Genomic DNA, 16,359 nt, shown 5'->3' with positions numbered 1-16,359 from the left:
CGGTTACAGCCGCGTGGCATGCAGCGCGGCCGCCTGCTGATTCTTGATTTCGTCGCGCAGCGAGGCGAAGTTTCCCGCCTTGATCTTCGAGCGGATCGCCGTCTCGTTGGGGGCCCCGGAAACGATCAGCGTCTGGCTGAGCATGCGCGAGTCGAATCCTGCCCTGTCGCGGCGTTCGGTGCGCACAATCGACTGGTGGATGACCATGGACAGTCCCTGGCTCATGAGCTCGGCAATTTCCGCATGCCCCATTTCGATCATCGAGCTGAGGCGTATCAGGCCGTGTTCTATCGACATCCCGTGTGTAGTCGAAAAGAGCAGATGCCCGTTGCTGCCGCCCAGTAGGAAGTCGAAAGCGGTCGGGCCGTTGCGAATTTCGCCGATCATGAACATGTCCGCGTTGCTGCGCATGCCGCGCTGCAGCTCCCCTGTGTAACCGCCCGCCGCTTGCTCGACTTCGATCTGCAGGGCTCGGCCGTGCCCGATCTGCCCGGAGAGCCGGGTTTCGATTGGATCCTCGAGCACGAGCGCGAGGCCGCCCATTTGTTCCAGGCGCGTCTTGATGCTCGTGCTGATCGTCACGGTCTTGCCCGAGCTCATCGGTCCCACCACCAGCACCGCGCCGACCATGTCTGGCCGCTGCAGTGCACGCTGAGTGGCCATGGAGAGCCCCAGGTCTTCGAGCCTGCGCTCCTCGCGCTTCTTTTGCCGCAGCGTGTAGACCAGCCCCTCGCTGGACGTCTCAAAAACTGCCACACGGTACAAAACGTCGTCGCGCAGGAACGAGAACTCGCGGCGCTTGCCTGTCGCGTACTGCCGTTCGCACTGATCGCGCACGGCGGCGATTTCGTCTGCCAGCTCCGCGCCTGCAGGCGTGAATTCCGGGCTGACGCTCGACAGCCCCTTGATGTCGGCAAACTCGAGGCCATCCACGTTATGGCCGAGGTACAAATCCAGGAAGTCGATGTCGCAAAGTCGGGTCATCAGATGTGCTGTGCAATGAGGGCCAGGTAGCTGGCCAGAGTGATTGGCGGCGCAAAGGCGATGCATGTTGGATGCCGGTCGGTTCGGCGGTCGATCGCCGCTATGAGACCGTAATACGCGAGGCCGGCGACCAGCGCCCAGACTGATGCCGCTACGATGCTTGGCCAGGCCAGCCAGGCGCCGCACGCGGCGAGCAGCCGCAAGTCGCCGTCACCCAGCAGCATTGAAGGCTTCCGGCTCATGATCTGCCCGATCTTTAGCGGAACCCACCAGAGGGCCCAGCCGCCAACCGCGCCCAGCACCGCATCGATGGCACTGATCTGCAACTGGCCAAGCGAGGCCGAGACGACACCGAGGGCCAGCAGCCCATCGACTCCCGATGGAGGCAATAGGTGCGTCTCCTGGTCCACGCAGGTCAGCAGAAATAGGATGGTGGCGTATGCGACATACGGCATGCTCACCAGCCCTAGATCCTGCACAGTGATGAACACGGCGACGCTGCCGATCACCGCCAGGACGGCGCGTACCGGAAGCCTGAATGGCTCCGTGGCTGGTTTGGCAATAAGCGCTCCAATGTCGCAGGCCTTGTACTGGATGAGGTCCGCCGCAAGAGTCCGCCGCATGCCCTGAGCCACGCGCCTCGCGATGGCGGGCAATAGCGTGACCGCACAGGCTACGAATGCCACTGCAGCGATTGCGGCGGCCAGGGTTCCCGTGATCATGGTCAATTGATGGTGGTGAAAGCGATGGGCACCGCGTCACCGGAACCGCAGGCCGTCGTCGCATCGCCGATAGTGACCGGCAAGGTCGTGATCGTGGTGCTACCTGCAGCGATCGACCGGAACGAACCGGAGTTCGACAGTGCTTGCACCATCTCCGGGCATTTATTCGCGGGGACGTCGTTTTGCGTGATGGTGAAATACATCCCGTTGTCGGAGGCCTGCACCTGGATCTCGCCGCCGTACCGGTTGTAGAGCCGATCGTCAGTGCCGCGCGAGATGCTACGCGGCAGAGAATCGGTGGCTATGAGAATGGGCACCAAGTCTGTATCGGCGCCATAACCGCCCGACGCTGATTTGAGCTGCACGGTTTGCAGATAGATCGTGTTCACGTTTTGGGTCTCGTTCTGCACCCAGAATTTCTGATACAGCAAGTAGACGCCAGCGAGCGCGATGATGAAGATCACGGTGTAAATCTGCCATGCGGCCATCAGTTCGAAAATGAATGAGCCGCGGCCGCGAACCCGACGTTGATGGCGTTCGACGAGCGCCCGATTGGAAATGCCAGGGATAGGCTTGACGCGAAGTGGTTTCATGGAAATTTCCTGCAAAAAGTGCCAATGAGATAGAAGACAGAGCGGGGATGCAGTCAGACACCCAACGCACTGCGGGCCTGCTGCTGCATGTCGTTGCTGCCCAAGATGATGAAAATTGCGAGCAGCGCCACCGCGACGATGCCCATGATTCGGCTGATTTTTGCCGAGGCTTCGATCCGCTCGAGCGATGTAGCGAGCCAGTCGTCCGCGAATTCGGTGATCGCCGTCTCCACTCCCGCGCGAGATCCCAAGATGCGCAGGTGGACGATGGCGTCGCGGTCGGGAAACTCATAACCGGTGGCCTGCAGGGCTTCGCCCAGACCACTGCCGTCGTCATAGGCCCTGCGCGTTGCCACCAAGCGCTGACGCATGTACGCAGAGGCATGCTCGGCTAGAAGATCGAGCGCATCCCCCGTCGAGACGTTGGCCGACGTAAGCGCCGATAGGGATATCAAAAACGTCGTGCCCTGCATCATCCGATGTGTGGCGTAAGGCCAATGCCGGTCGAACCATACTCGCCCGGGCCCGATATAGTGACCCTTGGACCACTTGAAGCCCCAAAGAGCAGCCGCGCTGATCGCGAGTAAGGGGAGGCCTGCGTATACAACGGCCTCGGAGAGCAGGTAGAGGAGCCGGCCGAGCCCTGTGAGCTGTGCGCCCTTCATCCATAGCATCGCCAGCGGAACCAGCAGGTATGCCGTCGTCAGCAGGCAGGCGACCACGATGATCAGCAAAAATGCGTTGTAGGCGTATGCTTCGCGGCGCGCCGAGCTGATCCGCCGGCCCGCTTTGATAAGCCGCACACATTGCCGCATCGCGCCCGGCAGAGCCCCCGACCTTTCGCCCGCCATTAGCAAGAAGTATTCGGATTCGGGGATGAACCTGGAAATCCCGATTGCGAAGCTGAAGCCTTCTCCCATGTACGCGAGGATCTCGCGCACGACCAGCGCGCGCCGGTCCCGCGGCCGCTTCCCGTTCTCGCTATAGACCTTGTACATCTCGTCCAGGGCCTGGTCGAGCTGCGCAGCGCTCTTCAGAAATACCTCCAGCTGCCCGTAAAGCTGCATGCGCATGCGGTCGGGCAGGACCGATTTTTTACTGATCTCCTCGTCTGCGACCTGTTGTGCCGGTACAGCGCGCTCGCGTGCCGCTCGGCGCCGGAACACGGGTAAGAATTTCATATGCTCTCCTAGTGCCACGCCATGATCAGATCGTCGTCAAGTGGGCAGACATCCTCTTCGCCCGTCGTCGGTTCGATCAATCCTTCGTTTATCCGCGTGATCAGGTTCTGGCACTTGCTGAGGCCCCCGGCCTCCTTCGCCCAGTAGTCGTAGGCGGCGAAGGGGCTCTCTTTGTAGGCTTCCATCAGCCGCCGATCGATGCGCACGACCTCAGCGACAATGATCTGCCCGGCGATGCCGGGCCTGCGCGCGCAATGTTCGCAGCCGTCGCCGCGCAAAAAGACATGTTCCGGCTCGCAGTATTTCTCCACCCGTGCCCGAACTTCGGGTTTGACACGGTCTTTGTTGCTCAGGTAAGGGACCTTGCAATGTGGGCACAGTGTGCGGGCCAGCGCTTGGTTGCTGATGAAGCGCAGCAGCCTGGGGTTGAAGGCCAAGCTCTCTGGCACGCCCAAGTCGAGCAGCCGGGGGAACGTCGCGATCCAGTCATCGACGTGTAGCGTCGAAAGCAGTCCGTGCCCGGTCATCGCTGCCGTGAATGCCGCTGCAGCACCCGAGCGTGCCCGGATCTCGCCGAGCATCAGCAGGTCCGGGTCCAGGCGCAGCGAGTGGCTGGTGGCTTCGGCGAACTCCGCCGAGATCTTGTCGTCGTCCATCCCAGCGTGGTCCATGATCGGGGTCTGGACCGCGCCAAGGATCGGGAATTCGACTGGGTGCTCCATGGTCAGTACCCGACGGCGGTGATCCGTGCGGTCGATGTAGAGCGAAATCAGCGTTTCGAGCGACGTCGATTTGCCTGAGCCCGTCGGGCCGGTGAACAGACCCATGCCCCGCCCGCGATGAAGATACTCGTCGAAGACGGCAATCTGTTCAGGTCGAAAGCCCAGGTCGGCAAGGGAGGCGCGACCAGTTCTGCGCTTGTACAAGAGCCGCAGGACAGCGTGCAGCCCGTCATCGGTCGGGGTGGACGCGAGTCGCCCAGACCACACGTCGACGTTCTTGCAAAACTCACGACGCAAGCGGCCCTGGTACCGTGAGCGCTCTTCAAAGTGTGAAGAGTTCGCGGAATCGAGCATGGACTGGCAGAGTGATTTGATCAGCAAGCGACCCTCGTCGCTGGTGATCTCGGCGTCCACACCGAGCTCACCCAGGATACGGAATTCTACCAAGGTTTTGCCACCGCGCCGTTCCGTGAGGTGAATGTCGCTCGCGCCCTGCTCCCGCCCGCGCTTGATCAGATCGAGGATGCTTTGCTGGCGATCGCTGTCTGTCGCCGCATGCAGGCGACCCACCGCGACCTGGTCCTGGTGCGGGGCCGAGGCGTAAATCTCCTCGATCTCGCTGAGTGTCGAGGGGTGGGTCCGGACGATCCGCCCTGCCGAGCGCCGGATCTCGGACACTTCCCCCACAACGTCGATGTCCCGCATGTGAACACGGTTCACGTAGATCACACCGTCCGACGCATACACCAGCTTGTTGCGAAATTCTCCCTTGTGCGGGTAATCCGACGCGGGCGTAAGTGCTGCTGCCGCTGTGGCGGTGTCAGGGATCTCCTGAGCGAGAACATTCATGGTCTGGAACGAGGTCCTGTTAGCGCGGCATACGGGAGGGCATGCCGGTGTTGAATCCGGGAGCAAATGTTCCGGCCCCGGCTTGTGCGTCAGGCAACGGAGTCGGGGGGCTTGCGGAAAATCCCAGCCGCAGCTTTTTCCCGTCGCGTGAAAGCACGACTTGGTCAACGCCGATCGACTCGACGGTGTAGCCGCCGGTGATCACGTCGCCGACTTTCGCATCCATGGTCATGTTCCCCGGGTACGCGAAGGTCGCATACAGTCTTCCGCCAGTGCCCAGCACGGCTTTGACGGTTGGCGCATAGCTTTGGTCAACCTGTCCGTTTTTGGCCCCGGCCGCTTTCAGCTGCCCCTGCATCGTGAGTAGGTCCAGGCGTGCTTTCGCAAGCAGGCGCTCCTCTTGGATGCGCGCAAGGTCTCCCACGCGCGCGCCTTGGGCTTCGGGCACCGGAGCTGGCGTCTGGGTCGGCGCCGGCGTCGGCTTCGGCTGACTCGGTGTTGCCTGTATGGAATGCCGGGCATTCGGGGTCCCATGAGGGTGCGTGGCTGCGGCGGCGGTGGCCGCTGCTGTCGAGGCCGCGAAGGCGAGCAGGCAGGCTCGGAACTTATTGCCGTGCATAAATCACTCCATTGGTGTGCCAGACGAGCGTGGCGTTGCCGGCATCGAGTCGCGTCTCCACGGATTCGATGCGCAGCCCGGCGGGCGGGAACCCGTCCAGGACGCTCGAGGGGGCCTGCGCGCTGTCAAAGGCAAAGGTGTAGGTGCGCCAGGTCGGCTTGGGCGGCGCGAGATCCTTCGGCCAGGGCTTGCCGTTCGGGAGAACGTCGGGCCGCAGCGACACCGATTGCGTCGCCTTGACCTGCAACTTGTGATCGACCCGCTGAAAATGCGATACGAACTCGTCCCGGGCGTTCGCCCGGAGCTCGTCGTATTCGTCGCCGCCGGCGGTCATCGAAACCGGCAATGCGAATTTCGCGGTTTCGTCGGCGCTGATCGTTGTCGCCACGTGTTCGCCCGGGAAAACCTTGTTGAACTCGGCGAGGTAGTCCAGATTCGTGGTGCCGGCGCTGCGCTTATAGGTCGCGGTCATCGACGCTGCATCGCAATGCCCGCCCTCAAAGACCCATCCCCCTACCGAAAGCGGCAGTTCGTAGAGCGTCTGTTCGCAGGTCTTCAGAAATTCACGCGCGAGCGGCTTCAATGTCCAGGGGCGCGTGAGCGAGCTCTTCGCGATCATGCGGGCCTGTTCGGCCGAGAGCCTCGCCATCTCGTCAGCCCGAACGCGTGCGGCGGCGCGCTGCGACTCGAGCAAACGCGCAGTGTGTTGCTGCCAGAAGTAGAAGCCCACGCCGAACACGGCGGCGATGCCGACCGCAGCAGCCCCGAGGCGCAACCACTCTTCACGGGCAAGGCCCAGAGGCAGTGATTTCAGCCGGTGGCTTCGTTTCACTTGCGCGCGCGCCATGACCGATGCGATCGACTCTTCGTGCCCTCCCATCGCCCAGGACGCCGGAACGATCAACTGGTCTTCTGACCAGCCGAATTGCCCGGCGAGTGCCCTTGCCCAGCCTAGGGCATCTTCCTCGGTACCCACAAAATCGGTATCGGGGATCACAGCATCTTTATCGGCAGCGACCAGATAGTAGCGTCCGTCGTCCAGCAAAAATGCGGCGAGCCACGACTGTCCGAGGGTATCGATCAACACGGCTGCGGCGCTATACATCGAGCGGTCTACACCACGGGCCTTCGCCACGAACCCGGCCTGGATCACCTTGCTGACCCGGATCGCGACGATGTCCATCTGGTTTTCACGGCCGAATGCCCGGGCCTCGTCCATGTACTTCACGCTGCTGCGCAGATTCTGCCAGCGCAGGCCAGTCGCGAAGCGGCGCGATCCTATCGAGAGCACCGCAACGTCCCCGGACGCTGCCTGCGCGTGGTCTGTCATGTTGCGCTCCGTGCCGACGTCGTGGGAGACGGGTCTTGAATCACAGGTGTCACCAGGATCACGAGCACTTCCCGCTTGGATGTCCGCGAGGCACTGCCGCCCAAGGCCATGAAGCCTGGATCTCCAACGCCCGCCTTGTTTCCCTGGTCGTTGGTCTGCTCATAGCCGGAGAGCACCACGGTCTGGCCGCTACGCAACTGGACCCGCTGCTGGAACGTCCGGCTGCTCGTGTCGGGCGCTTCGGCGTATGCCCCGTTTTTGTCGATCTGCCGCAGCGTCGCCGGCGGCGAGATTGACCCGCTGATGTCCAGCTGCAGGTCATTGCTGTCAATGATGTTCGGCAGCACGCTCACGTTGAAACCCGTGGTGATGGCGCCAAGCTCCATGCTCGACTGCAGGCCAACATTGGCGGTCGCGGTCGAAGTGGAGCCCTTCACAAAATACTGCTGCTGGGCAATCTGCAGCGGCGCGGGCTGAAGGTTAAGGGTGTTGATCGTCGGCGTCGTGAGGACCGACACGGTCCCTTGCGTCGAGAGCGCGTCAAAAATCAGCTTCGTCCCGCTGAACTCCGAATTCGCGGTGTCGAGTACTCCGAGCGACGACACGACGGACCCGTCGCCGGGCGACATTCCGCCCACGATGCTCCCGCCGTACTTGCCAGCGAGCTGCTTGTAGACGAGGTTCCAGTTGATACCGAAGCGATCGCTGGAATTGAGGGTGACAACGAGCAGGTCGATGTTGATGCGCACCATGCGCTGCAGGTTCGCATTCTCGGCCGCCAGGTATGTCCCGATGCGGTCCAGAACTTCCGGGGTGTCCGTCACAGCAACCGTCCCCGTCGAATACGACATGTGCATCTGACCGTCGGCCGTGAGCATGCTCTTCACCGTCGCCTCGATGTCCTTCACGATATTGGTCGTGATGGCAACCTCGGTGCTCTGGCTGCTGCTGCCAGACAAATCGGCGGCGCCCCCCGATGCGTTGGACCCCGTGCTTGAACCGTTCGATGCCTGGCTCAGTGTCGAGCCCGTCGTCACAACGGACTTCATGGTCGTGGTGCTCGGCACCACGGTCAGGCGGTATGTGCGGGTATCGACGTGGAAGACGGAGATGGCCCCGTGCTCGTAGCGCCAGGACAGACCAAGCCGTGCCGTGACAACATCAAGCAGACCTGCAATCGGTTTGCCCGCCCATTTGATGCCGGAAATCATGCCCGATTGGCCGTATTCGGCAGCGTTCGCCATCAACTGCGGGACGATGGGCGTCGGCCCGACTGTGGGCAGGATCTTCGCAGATGCCGGCGTACGAGACGGCAGCGGGGGCACCGGCGGCAAGCCTCCCCCCGTACGGCCCGAGGCCGGCCGCGCGCCGGAGAGAAATGCGAGGGCGTCGGGCGTGACCCGCACCGGCACGCCGCACAGCTGCGTCACGATCTGACTGAATTCAAGCAGCGACACCGGCTGAACCGGTGCAAACGTGAGCTTGCAGCGCATGGACTCCGGTAGCCGTGTATCGTGCGGCACGACCGCGATGGGTTTGAGCGACACCCACGGTTTGTCCTCGACGATGACAGAAGGGGATCGTGCCGCGCGCGCGTCGTCAACCTTGCTGGTGATTGATTCCGCCGTTTTGTCGGCGGCCCTGATGGTGTCATTGGTGCGCTGGACTGCGCAGCCGGATATTGCGAGCGCGACCGCGACAGTAGTGGAAAGGCGTTTCATTTTTTCTCCTGCACGACCACCAGGTGCTGCGGCTCGTAGAGCCAGACCTTGAAGGACCGCCGCGCGGCTTTGTAGAGATCGAAGGTGGCGCTCACGATGTCGGTGAAGGCTCCCTCCATGGAAAACCCGACATCGATCGGGTAGTTCAGATCGTCCGCTTCCCACCGGACAGTCCAGCCCGCCTTGGCCGCCCAGGCTTCCACGGTCGCGCGCAGCGTCGAGCCCGTCTCGGCGTTCCAAGCGGGTTTTGCGGGCGCTGCGGGTTTTGACGCGGACGCGGCGATCTCCTTCGTGGGTTTCGTGCCGTCGTCCGCTTCTACCGCCGCGACGGGGGCCGTCTTCACCTCTTGTGCGGCCGCCACTGGTGCCTGGGTTGTACCAGGCTTCGCGGTCGTCCCCGCCACGCTGGCAGGGGCCGCGGCCGTGGGCGCCGCCGGGGTTGACGGTTGCTCCTCACCCGGGTTGATGATCTTCACCCGGATGGATGGCCTTGGGCCGGTGGTCGCGGCCATCGATGGGATGCAGAGAACCAGGGCCGCGCATGCGATCGCGACCCTGCACACGACGACGTGCATGGGGAGAACTCCTGATTGGAAGGATGACGGAAGGCGCCCAAGGGCGGCGCCTTGGCCAAGTCAGGCGGTCAAGGCCTGGTGGATGGGAACGGGGTGAGCCCGAGGCGGGATAAATCCGCGCGCACAGCTCGAAGATTTTCCGGCCTGACTAACTGGCGAATCAGCAACAGCGTTTCGACTGCCACAGCGTGAGTCATGTGGTCCGCCCCGGCGACTACAGGGCTTGCGGGAGAATCGTCATGTGCGACGATCAGCCGGCGCAGGTTGGTCAGTTCTTCGCGGATCCCGAGTCCCTGGTCGAGAACACCACGGACGAAGTCCGCGAACGGGATGCCCTCCATTTCTGCGCCGGCTTTCAACCGATGCATCTGGGATGGCGTAACGCGAACGCGAAGCGGACCACAAGACAGGATTTCGGCGCTATTTTTGACCATTCGCACTCCCTCGAGGCTTCCGAGGGACCTAATCGACCCTCAAAAACGTAGGCATTTCAGTAGGCACTCAAGAGAACTACATCTGGATCCTGGCGTATTTTCTATCCGTTCGAATCCCCTCTTGTCCGCCAGTAACCAGCCTGGTCCCTCCGTTGGTTCCGCCAAAAAATGCGCGGCCGTGCCGCGCATTCTTCAGTCTGAATCCCGGAATTCAGGCGCCACTGCCGCCCTTCAGCACGTGCTCGCTCAGGGCACGACCGTCGTGGTAGTGCTTGTAGATGTCGTTCAGCTTGCCGTTCTTCAAGTTCGTGCTCACCCACTGGTCCAGCCAGGCTTTCAGCTTCGGATTGTTCTTCGGGATGGCGATACCCAGCTCGAATTCGCGTTGGACGAACTTGGTCTCGTAAGGGTTCTGCGTCAACTTCTTGTTGATTTCGCCCATGATGGCCGGGTTGGACGACACGGCCTTGACCTGATGGCTGACGGCCGCGGTGACCAGCGTCGCGTCGTCCTCGTAGCGCCGGATGTTGGCGTCCGGCGCGTTCTTGCTGATGTCGGCATCGTTCACCGTGGCGCGCGTCAGCCCGATGGTGACGCCCTTCAGGTCTTTGTACCCCGCGATCTTGACGTCCTGTGGGGCTGCCACGGTGATTTCGATCATGGAGTACGGAAGGGAAAAGTCCACGACTTTGGACCGCTCGGGTGTGATGGACAGGGCAGCCACCGTGACATCGGCCTTGCCGGTCTGAATCGTCGGGATGCGGGCGGCGGTGGAGACCGACACCAGCTTGAGCTTGACGCCCAGGTCTTTGGCCAGCAGTTTTGCGGCGGCGATGTCAGACCCGTCGGGTTGCAGATCGGAACCCAGGAAACTGAACATCGGGAGCCCCTCGTTGATGGCCACCCGGATTTCGCCCGCCTGCTTGATCTGGTCCAATTCCAGTGCGGACGAAGGCGCCGCCGCCGCGCACAGCGCCAGTGCCACGGCCGAATACAAAATCTTTACCCCATTGTTCATTCCAGTCTCCGTGAAAGTGTCCGGTCGCAAGACGTGCAGCCTTCGACGCACTACCTTCGCGTATCTTCGGCAACGCAACAACCCGCTATAACCCTGTGTTGTATTGTGCGGGCGGGAGTGCGACAACATTGGGGCGGCGGAGACAGGCAGGGCCTCGCGTCAACGGAGGCCCTGCCTGTTTTGCGTCCGACGCGTTACCGCGGAGGGAGCGTGGGATGATGCGCCCGACAGATCACTCCATCCCGGGGACGGTGTTGGAGAACCCGCAATCCACGTGCAGGATCTCGCCGGTGACACCGGCCGCCAAGTCCGAGAGCAGAAATGAGGCGGCGTTGCCAACGTCCTCGATCGTGACGTTTCGCCGCAGCGGCGATTGGGATTCCACGTACTTCAGCATGTTCGAAAAATCGCGGATGCCGCTCGCGGCAAGCGTCTTGATGGGGCCTGCGGAAATGCCGTTGGCGCGCAGACCTTTGGGGCCCAGCGACCGCGCGAGATAGCGCACGCTGGCTTCCAGGGAAGCCTTGGCCAAGCCCATCATGTTGTAGTTGGGAATAGCCTTCTCCGCCCCCAGATAGGTCAGTGTGAGGACCGAGCCGTTGCGACCCTCGAGGAGAGGGAGCGCCGCTTTGGTGAGGGCGGGGAAACTGTAGGCGGAGATGTCGTGGGCAATGCGGTAGTTTTCGCGCGTCATGCCATCCAGGAAGTCGCCTTCCAGTGCGTCTCGCGGTGCGAACCCGATGGAATGCACCAGGCCGTCAAGTCCGTCCCAGTGCTCGTGCAATGACGAAAAGGCCGATTCGATCTGGGCATCGTCCGATACGTCGCAGGGGATGACGATGTCGCTGTCCAGTTCGCTTGCAAACTTGCGTACGCGCTCCTCGAAGCGCTCGCCCACGTAGGTGAGTGCGATCTCGGCACCCTGTTTGCGGCAGGCGTGTGCGATGCCGTAGGCGATGGAGCGGTTCGAAAGCACCCCGGTGACCAGGATGCGTTTGCCGGTTAGAAAGCCCATGATGCTGTCCTACTTGTAAGAGTGATGGTTGGGCGATAGTTTACCTATGTTGCCTGCACCGGCCCACGGCGTGGCCTGCATGCCCCGCCGGTTCGTGAGGCTTATGATCGCCCGCAGGGGCGATCATAAGTCCACACTCACCCCACCTCGCCGCTTGCATGCGGCTCCGATGCCGCTGTGCCCACGGCGTGGCCTGCATGCCCCGCCGGTTCGTGAGGCTACATCGGCCCACCTCGCCGCCTGCATGCGGCTCCGATGAGTGAGGCGCCGGACAGTCCGCAGGGACTGTCCGGCGTCCGCACTCATCCCTGTACATCGGCGCCGGGGACGCGGAGGCGTTGGCCGGTCGCCAGCGACGAGCCCTTCAGGTTGTTGAGCTTGCGCAGGGCGTCTACCGACGTGTTGTAGCGGCGGGCCAGGGAATACAGCGTATCTCCTTGCCGGATGGTGTGCGTCCGGGCAACGGGCTCTCGGCGCGGGTAGGCGCGGGTCGCGCTGCGTTCGCGGGTGGGGCGCGGACTCGCGTCCAGTCCCGGCTTGCCCGGCGGTTGAGGCTGATAGGACACGAATTGCACGCCGGCGGTGGGTGCAGCCTGCCGGGGTACCAGCAGCGCCGTGGTGACTCGGGTCGTGCGGTTGCTCAGGGCATTGGCAGCCCGAAGCTGGTCTACTGTGGTGCCGTGTTGCCGGGCGATGGTGGCCAGCGACTCGCCGCGTTTGGGCTGCACCATCTCCCAGGACGCCAGGTTGCCGTTGTATGCCGCGAGATTGCTGTTGAAGGCCTGGACTTTGTCCAGCGGCAGGTGCAAGGCCGGGTTGTGCTTGCCTAGAATGATCGGACGGTTGAACGAGGGGTTCAGGGCGCGGAAGTCGTCCAGTGGCATCTCCGCCAGGGCGGCCGCTACGGCGATGTCCATGTCGCGCGATTTGTGGACAGTAATGAAATAGGGCGCATTGGTGACTTTGGGCAGGACGATGCCGAATTTGTCAGGGCGCGCGATGATGTTTTTGATGGCTTGCAGTTTGGGCACGTAGTTGCGAGTCTCGTCCGGAAGGTCGATCGTCAGGTAGGTCGGCACGATCCCCTGGGATTCAGCCTTGTCCATGGATCGCTTGACCGCGCCTTCGCCCCAGTTGTACGAGGCCAACGCCAGATACCAGTCGCCTTGCAGGTCGTACAGGTATGTCAGGTAATTCAGCGCCGCCTGGGTAGATGCGACCGGATCGCGGCGCTGGTCGCGCCACCAATCCTGCTCCAGATTGTAGTGAAGCCCAGTGCTGGGGACGAACTGCCAGAGCCCGGAAGCCTGGGATCGCGATAACGCGTTGGGGTCGTAGGCGGATTCAACGAAGGGAAGCAGGGCGAGCTCGGTGGGCAGGCCGCGACGGCTCAGTTCGTCGACGATGTAATAGAGGTATTTTCCGGCCCGCTGGCTCATGAGAAGTACGGACTGCGGGTGCGAGGCGTAGTAGTCGGTCCAGTAATCGACCTGCTCGCTATGCAGGTTGGGGATGGCGAAGCCTCGTCGGATGCGGTCCCACATGTCTCGGGGCGGGTGAGTCAGATCGACGGTTCGAGAGGTGTCTTTTGCAATGTAGGCCCTGCCCTGGCTGGCGTCCTGTCGATGAGTGGCGCATCCCGCCAGCACCACCAGAACCAGAGGTAGAAGGAATCGCAGGATTTTCATGGGCGGATCATTTGAAATCGTTTTTCCATTGTCTCAGGCAAGCAAAGACGGCTTGGGGGCTGTCCAGGCGTCGGGCGGCCCGCTGGTCTGCGGCTGCGCGTACATCCGGGTGCCAGGTGCGCAGGAACGGATTGGTCTGCAGTTCCAGATCCAGACGCGATGGCAGCGTCGGCTGGTTCTGTGCGCGCAGCCTGGCAGTTTCCCGAGCCCGCGCCTGCAAGGCCACGTTCTCGGGTTCGACCTGCAAGGCCCAGCGGATGTTGGCGGCAGTGTATTCATGCGCGCAACAGACCAGGGTCCCTGGAGGCAACCGTCCGATTTTACCCAAGGATTCGACCATTTGTGCAGGGGTACCTTCGAACAGGCGCCCGCAACCGGCCGCGAACAGCGTATCGCCGCAAAAAATTACCGGACGTTCCGCACCGATGAGGCCCACATAACCGATGTGGCCCGCCGTGTGGCCGGGGATTTCCAGCACTTGGAATTGCAGGCCGAGACCGGGCAGATTCACGCCATCGCCCTCGGACAGCGGCACGTCGCAGGCCGGGAGATTTTCAGCGCGGGGCCCGTAGACGCGCGCGCCGGTTCGCTGCTGTAATGCCCGCACGCCGCCCGTATGGTCGTTGTGGTGATGGGTGATCAGGATGGCTTCCAGCATCAGGCCGCGCGACAACAGCAATTCGACGGGTCCCGGTTCTCCGGGGTCCACGACCAGCGCGTGGCCATTTTTCTGTACCATCCAGATATAGTTATCCGAGAGCGCGGGAATGGGAATCAGGGTCGCCGGCGCATCGTCGGTCGGTTCAATCAGTTTCATGGCAAAGGAGTCAGGGTGGCACTACAGCGCGCAATGCCGATCGAACTGGCGCAATGGCTGGAAACCCCGATGGGGCAATACGTACGAGCCTGGGAGCAGCGTCAGGTCGATGCCATGGTCACCAATGCATTCGGCTATCATGCCATACAAATCGGTCTGCCGCACTGGGACTTGCTGCAGGCCAATCGGGTGCCTCACAAGGCCTGGGCGCATAGCGCGAGTGCGCCCATGGCGGCGCGGGCGGGGCGCCTGATCTGCGAGCCGGAGCAACTCCCTTTCGACAGTCAGAGCATCGATCTCATGGTGATGCCGCACACGCTGGAATGGTGCGAAGCCCCGCACCAGGTGCTGCGCGAAGTCGAGCGAGCGCTGAGACCTGAAGGCCGCGTGGTGATCACCGGCTTCAATCCATACAGTTTGTGGGGTGTGCGCGAGTCGCTCCCGGGGCTTGGGTTGCGTCTGCCGGTGCCCGTGCCCTCGCAGGTGTCGCCTTCGCGCCTGAAGGACTGGTTCAAGCTGCTATCCTTCGAACTCGATCGGGGGCGCTTCGGTTGTTATGTCCCGCTGTGCGCGACGCAGGCCTGGTTGCAGCGCTGGCATTTCATGGAACATGCGGGTGACCGCTGGTGGCCGTCGGTCGGAGCGGTTTATGCCATTGCCGCCGTCAAGCGCGTCACCGGAATGCGCCTGGTGGGGCCGTCGTGGCGAGGCGGCGAGCGGCGCCGCCGCGGCCGGCGGCCAGCCGTCGCCCCTGTGGCCAACCAACTGAAGGACCATCATGGCTGATCCCGTCGTGGAGATCTGGACCGACGGCGCATGCAAGGGCAACCCGGGCCCAGGCGGCTGGGGCGCGCTGCTGCGCCAGGGGACGCGCGAGAAAACGTTGCATGGCGGCGAGGCACTCACCACCAATAATCGCATGGAGCTGTTGGCGGTCATTCAGGCGTTGCGCGCGCTCAAGCGCCGCTGCGTGGTGACCGTCCACACGGACTCCATCTATGTGAAGAAGGGGATGACGGAATGGCTGCCCAATTGGAAGCGCCGCCACTGGCAGACGGCTGACAAGAAGCCGGTGAAGAATGCCGATCTGTGGCAAGCGCTGGACGAGCTGGCATCCGGCCATGAACTACACTGGCGCTGGGTGAAAGGCCACGCGGGCGATCCGGGCAACGAGCGCGCGGACGCGCTGGCCAACCAGGGCGTGGCGGAATTGCTGACCGCTGCGGTCTGAATCGCCAAGGAGATTTCATGCGTCAAGTCGTGCTCGATACCGAAACCACGGGCCTGGAGCCTGGTCTCGGCCATCGCGTGGTGGAGATCGGCTGCGTGGAGATCGTCAACCGTCGGGTGACGGACCGGCACCTCCATCTGTATTTGAACCCTGACCGGGACAGCGATCCGGACGCGTTGAGGATCCACGGGCTGACGACCGAGTTTCTGTCCGGCCATCCGCGGTTCCCCGAAATTGCGGCACAGCTCGCCGATTTCGTGAAGGACTCTGAAGTCATCATCCACAATGCAGCTTTCGATGTGAAGTTCCTGGATGCGGAACTCGAGCGTGCGTCCTTGCCGGCCTTCACGACGCTATGCGCCGGGATCACCGATTCGCTGCTGGTCGCCCGCGAGATGTTTCCGGGCAAGCGCAACAATCTGGATGCGCTCTGCGAGCGCTTCGGCATCTCGCACGCCCATCGGACGCTGCATGGCGCCTTGCTGGATTCGCAGCTGCTGGGCGAGGTCTGGCTGTCCATGACCCGCGGCCAGGACTCGTTGCTCGATGACAGCGTCGATGGCACCGCCGCCGCAAACAGTGCCGGCGGTGCTGCTGCCGGATTCGACGCGTCGGGCCTGGTCGTGGTTGCCGTCAGAGACGAGGACCTGCAGGCTCACGAGGCCTACCTGGACGGGCTGGACGAGGCGGCTGGCGGACAGAGCCTCTGGCGCCGGCTCGGTGCCCCCGTTACGGATGCCTGATCGACGGCTTTTCGGGCGTTGGCTTTGCCGCGGCCGGCCCGGCGCGGGCGTTTCAGGCTACGTGTGCCGTGAGTGGTGCGGACATCGAATCGTGTATAATCGCTGTCTTTCCAGTTG

17 protein-coding genes are annotated in these 16,359 nt (G+C 62.9%); 3 read left to right on the top strand and 14 right to left on the bottom strand.

Translation table 11 applies throughout. The features are described from left to right. Positions 1-3 precede the first annotated feature (3 nt). The 14 genes from ACVCMJ_RS09460 to gloB all read right to left on the bottom strand — a co-directional run bounded on the left by ACVCMJ_RS09460 (position 4) and on the right by gloB (position 14,268). Positions 4-984 (bottom strand): ATPase, T2SS/T4P/T4SS family, encoded by a 981-nt coding sequence (locus ACVCMJ_RS09460; protein WP_447081165.1) that lies wholly within the window; start codon positions 982-984, stop codon positions 4-6. Beyond that, complete coding sequence (locus ACVCMJ_RS09455) at positions 984-1,706, bottom strand: prepilin peptidase (protein ID WP_447081164.1); 723 nt, start codon at positions 1,704-1,706, stop codon at positions 984-986. The genes ACVCMJ_RS09460 and ACVCMJ_RS09455 overlap by 1 nt, the downstream gene beginning before the upstream one ends. A gap of 2 nt (positions 1,707-1,708) precedes the next feature. After that, on the bottom strand, positions 1,709-2,299 hold the full coding sequence (locus ACVCMJ_RS09450; RefSeq protein WP_447081163.1) for a type 4 pilus major pilin: 591 nt from the start codon (positions 2,297-2,299) through the stop codon (positions 1,709-1,711). Positions 2,300-2,352: 53 nt separating this feature from the next. Then, entirely contained in the window at positions 2,353-3,480 is a 1,128-nt protein-coding gene (locus tag ACVCMJ_RS09445) for a type II secretion system F family protein (protein ID WP_447081162.1), read from the bottom strand. Positions 3,481-3,488: 8 nt separating this feature from the next. Further along, a complete protein-coding gene (locus tag ACVCMJ_RS09440) occupies positions 3,489-5,051 on the bottom strand; it encodes a GspE/PulE family protein (protein ID WP_447081161.1) in 1,563 nt (520 codons plus the stop codon). Positions 5,052-5,070: 19 nt separating this feature from the next. Beyond that, positions 5,071-5,670, bottom strand: coding sequence for a type IV pilus biogenesis protein PilP (gene pilP / locus ACVCMJ_RS09435; protein WP_447081160.1), 600 nt, complete (start codon positions 5,668-5,670; stop codon positions 5,071-5,073). Further along, on the bottom strand, positions 5,657-7,000 hold the full coding sequence (gene pilO2 / locus ACVCMJ_RS09430) for a type 4b pilus protein PilO2 (protein ID WP_447081159.1): 1,344 nt from the start codon (positions 6,998-7,000) through the stop codon (positions 5,657-5,659). Before pilO2 ends, pilP begins: the two co-directional genes overlap by 14 nt. Continuing rightward, positions 6,997-8,721 carry a PilN family type IVB pilus formation outer membrane protein gene (gene pilN / locus ACVCMJ_RS09425; RefSeq protein WP_447081158.1) on the bottom strand — a complete coding sequence of 575 codons (1,725 nt, stop codon included), beginning with the start codon at positions 8,719-8,721 and terminating at the stop codon, positions 6,997-6,999. Before pilN ends, pilO2 begins: the two co-directional genes overlap by 4 nt. Further along, positions 8,718-9,296 (bottom strand): toxin co-regulated pilus biosynthesis Q family protein, encoded by a 579-nt coding sequence (locus tag ACVCMJ_RS09420; protein ID WP_447081157.1) that lies wholly within the window; start codon positions 9,294-9,296, stop codon positions 8,718-8,720. The genes pilN and ACVCMJ_RS09420 overlap by 4 nt, the downstream gene beginning before the upstream one ends. A gap of 68 nt (positions 9,297-9,364) precedes the next feature. Beyond that, entirely contained in the window at positions 9,365-9,730 is a 366-nt protein-coding gene (locus ACVCMJ_RS09415) for a hypothetical protein (RefSeq protein WP_447081156.1), read from the bottom strand. A gap of 211 nt (positions 9,731-9,941) precedes the next feature. Continuing rightward, positions 9,942-10,748 carry a transporter substrate-binding domain-containing protein gene (locus ACVCMJ_RS09410; RefSeq protein WP_447081155.1) on the bottom strand — a complete coding sequence of 269 codons (807 nt, stop codon included), beginning with the start codon at positions 10,746-10,748 and terminating at the stop codon, positions 9,942-9,944. Between the two features lie 232 nt (positions 10,749-10,980). Beyond that, entirely contained in the window at positions 10,981-11,763 is a 783-nt protein-coding gene (fabI, locus tag ACVCMJ_RS09405) for an enoyl-ACP reductase FabI (RefSeq protein WP_447081154.1), read from the bottom strand. Between the two features lie 302 nt (positions 11,764-12,065). Continuing rightward, a complete protein-coding gene (locus ACVCMJ_RS09400) occupies positions 12,066-13,451 on the bottom strand; it encodes a transglycosylase SLT domain-containing protein (RefSeq protein ID WP_447081153.1) in 1,386 nt (461 codons plus the stop codon). A gap of 7 nt (positions 13,452-13,458) precedes the next feature. Beyond that, the gene (gene gloB / locus ACVCMJ_RS09395) at positions 13,459-14,268 is read right to left on the bottom strand and encodes a hydroxyacylglutathione hydrolase (RefSeq protein ID WP_447081152.1); all 810 of its coding nucleotides are present in this window, start codon (positions 14,266-14,268) and stop codon (positions 13,459-13,461) included. A gap of 15 nt (positions 14,269-14,283) precedes the next feature. Here gloB and ACVCMJ_RS09390 point away from each other — a divergent pair, with 15 nt between their 5' ends. Genes ACVCMJ_RS09390 through dnaQ form a run of 3 tightly spaced genes read left to right on the top strand, consistent with a single transcriptional unit; the run spans position 14,284 to position 16,242 of the window. After that, positions 14,284-15,054 carry a class I SAM-dependent methyltransferase gene (locus tag ACVCMJ_RS09390; protein ID WP_447081151.1) on the top strand — a complete coding sequence of 257 codons (771 nt, stop codon included), beginning with the start codon at positions 14,284-14,286 and terminating at the stop codon, positions 15,052-15,054. Continuing rightward, entirely contained in the window at positions 15,047-15,499 is a 453-nt protein-coding gene (gene rnhA, locus ACVCMJ_RS09385; protein ID WP_447081150.1) for a ribonuclease HI, read from the top strand. Before ACVCMJ_RS09390 ends, rnhA begins: the two co-directional genes overlap by 8 nt. Positions 15,500-15,516: 17 nt before the next feature. Beyond that, positions 15,517-16,242, top strand: coding sequence for a DNA polymerase III subunit epsilon (gene dnaQ, locus ACVCMJ_RS09380; RefSeq protein ID WP_447081149.1), 726 nt, complete (start codon positions 15,517-15,519; stop codon positions 16,240-16,242). Positions 16,243-16,359: the final 117 nt, after the last annotated feature.

Source organism: Castellaniella sp. UC4447_H14 (assembly GCF_052978285.1).
Note: the sequence above shows the minus strand (reverse complement) of the source record. Positions and strands in the feature narration are given on the sequence as shown.

What these genes read in the sequence shown, in the direction of transcription:
- rnhA (WP_447081150.1), top strand. Translation starts at nt 15,047, where the DNA reads ATGGCTGATCCCGTCGTGGAGATCTGGACCGACGGCGCATGCAAGGGC.
- ACVCMJ_RS09410 (WP_447081155.1), bottom strand. Translation starts at nt 10,748, where the DNA reads ATGAACAATGGGGTAAAGATTTTGTATTCGGCCGTGGCACTGGCGCTG.
- ACVCMJ_RS09440 (WP_447081161.1), bottom strand. Translation starts at nt 5,051, where the DNA reads ATGAATGTTCTCGCTCAGGAGATCCCTGACACCGCCACAGCGGCAGCA.
- ACVCMJ_RS09450 (WP_447081163.1), bottom strand. Translation starts at nt 2,299, where the DNA reads ATGAAACCACTTCGCGTCAAGCCTATCCCTGGCATTTCCAATCGGGCG.
- pilP (WP_447081160.1), bottom strand. Translation starts at nt 5,670, where the DNA reads ATGCACGGCAATAAGTTCCGAGCCTGCCTGCTCGCCTTCGCGGCCTCG.
- ACVCMJ_RS09455 (WP_447081164.1), bottom strand. Translation starts at nt 1,706, where the DNA reads ATGATCACGGGAACCCTGGCCGCCGCAATCGCTGCAGTGGCATTCGTA.
- ACVCMJ_RS09415 (WP_447081156.1), bottom strand. Translation starts at nt 9,730, where the DNA reads ATGGTCAAAAATAGCGCCGAAATCCTGTCTTGTGGTCCGCTTCGCGTT.
- ACVCMJ_RS09400 (WP_447081153.1), bottom strand. Translation starts at nt 13,451, where the DNA reads ATGAAAATCCTGCGATTCCTTCTACCTCTGGTTCTGGTGGTGCTGGCG.
- gloB (WP_447081152.1), bottom strand. Translation starts at nt 14,268, where the DNA reads ATGAAACTGATTGAACCGACCGACGATGCGCCGGCGACCCTGATTCCC.
- pilO2 (WP_447081159.1), bottom strand. Translation starts at nt 7,000, where the DNA reads ATGACAGACCACGCGCAGGCAGCGTCCGGGGACGTTGCGGTGCTCTCG.
- ACVCMJ_RS09445 (WP_447081162.1), bottom strand. Translation starts at nt 3,480, where the DNA reads ATGAAATTCTTACCCGTGTTCCGGCGCCGAGCGGCACGCGAGCGCGCT.
- fabI (WP_447081154.1), bottom strand. Translation starts at nt 11,763, where the DNA reads ATGGGCTTTCTAACCGGCAAACGCATCCTGGTCACCGGGGTGCTTTCG.
- ACVCMJ_RS09420 (WP_447081157.1), bottom strand. Translation starts at nt 9,296, where the DNA reads ATGCACGTCGTCGTGTGCAGGGTCGCGATCGCATGCGCGGCCCTGGTT.
- pilN (WP_447081158.1), bottom strand. Translation starts at nt 8,721, where the DNA reads ATGAAACGCCTTTCCACTACTGTCGCGGTCGCGCTCGCAATATCCGGC.
- dnaQ (WP_447081149.1), top strand. Translation starts at nt 15,517, where the DNA reads ATGCGTCAAGTCGTGCTCGATACCGAAACCACGGGCCTGGAGCCTGGT.
- ACVCMJ_RS09460 (WP_447081165.1), bottom strand. Translation starts at nt 984, where the DNA reads ATGACCCGACTTTGCGACATCGACTTCCTGGATTTGTACCTCGGCCAT.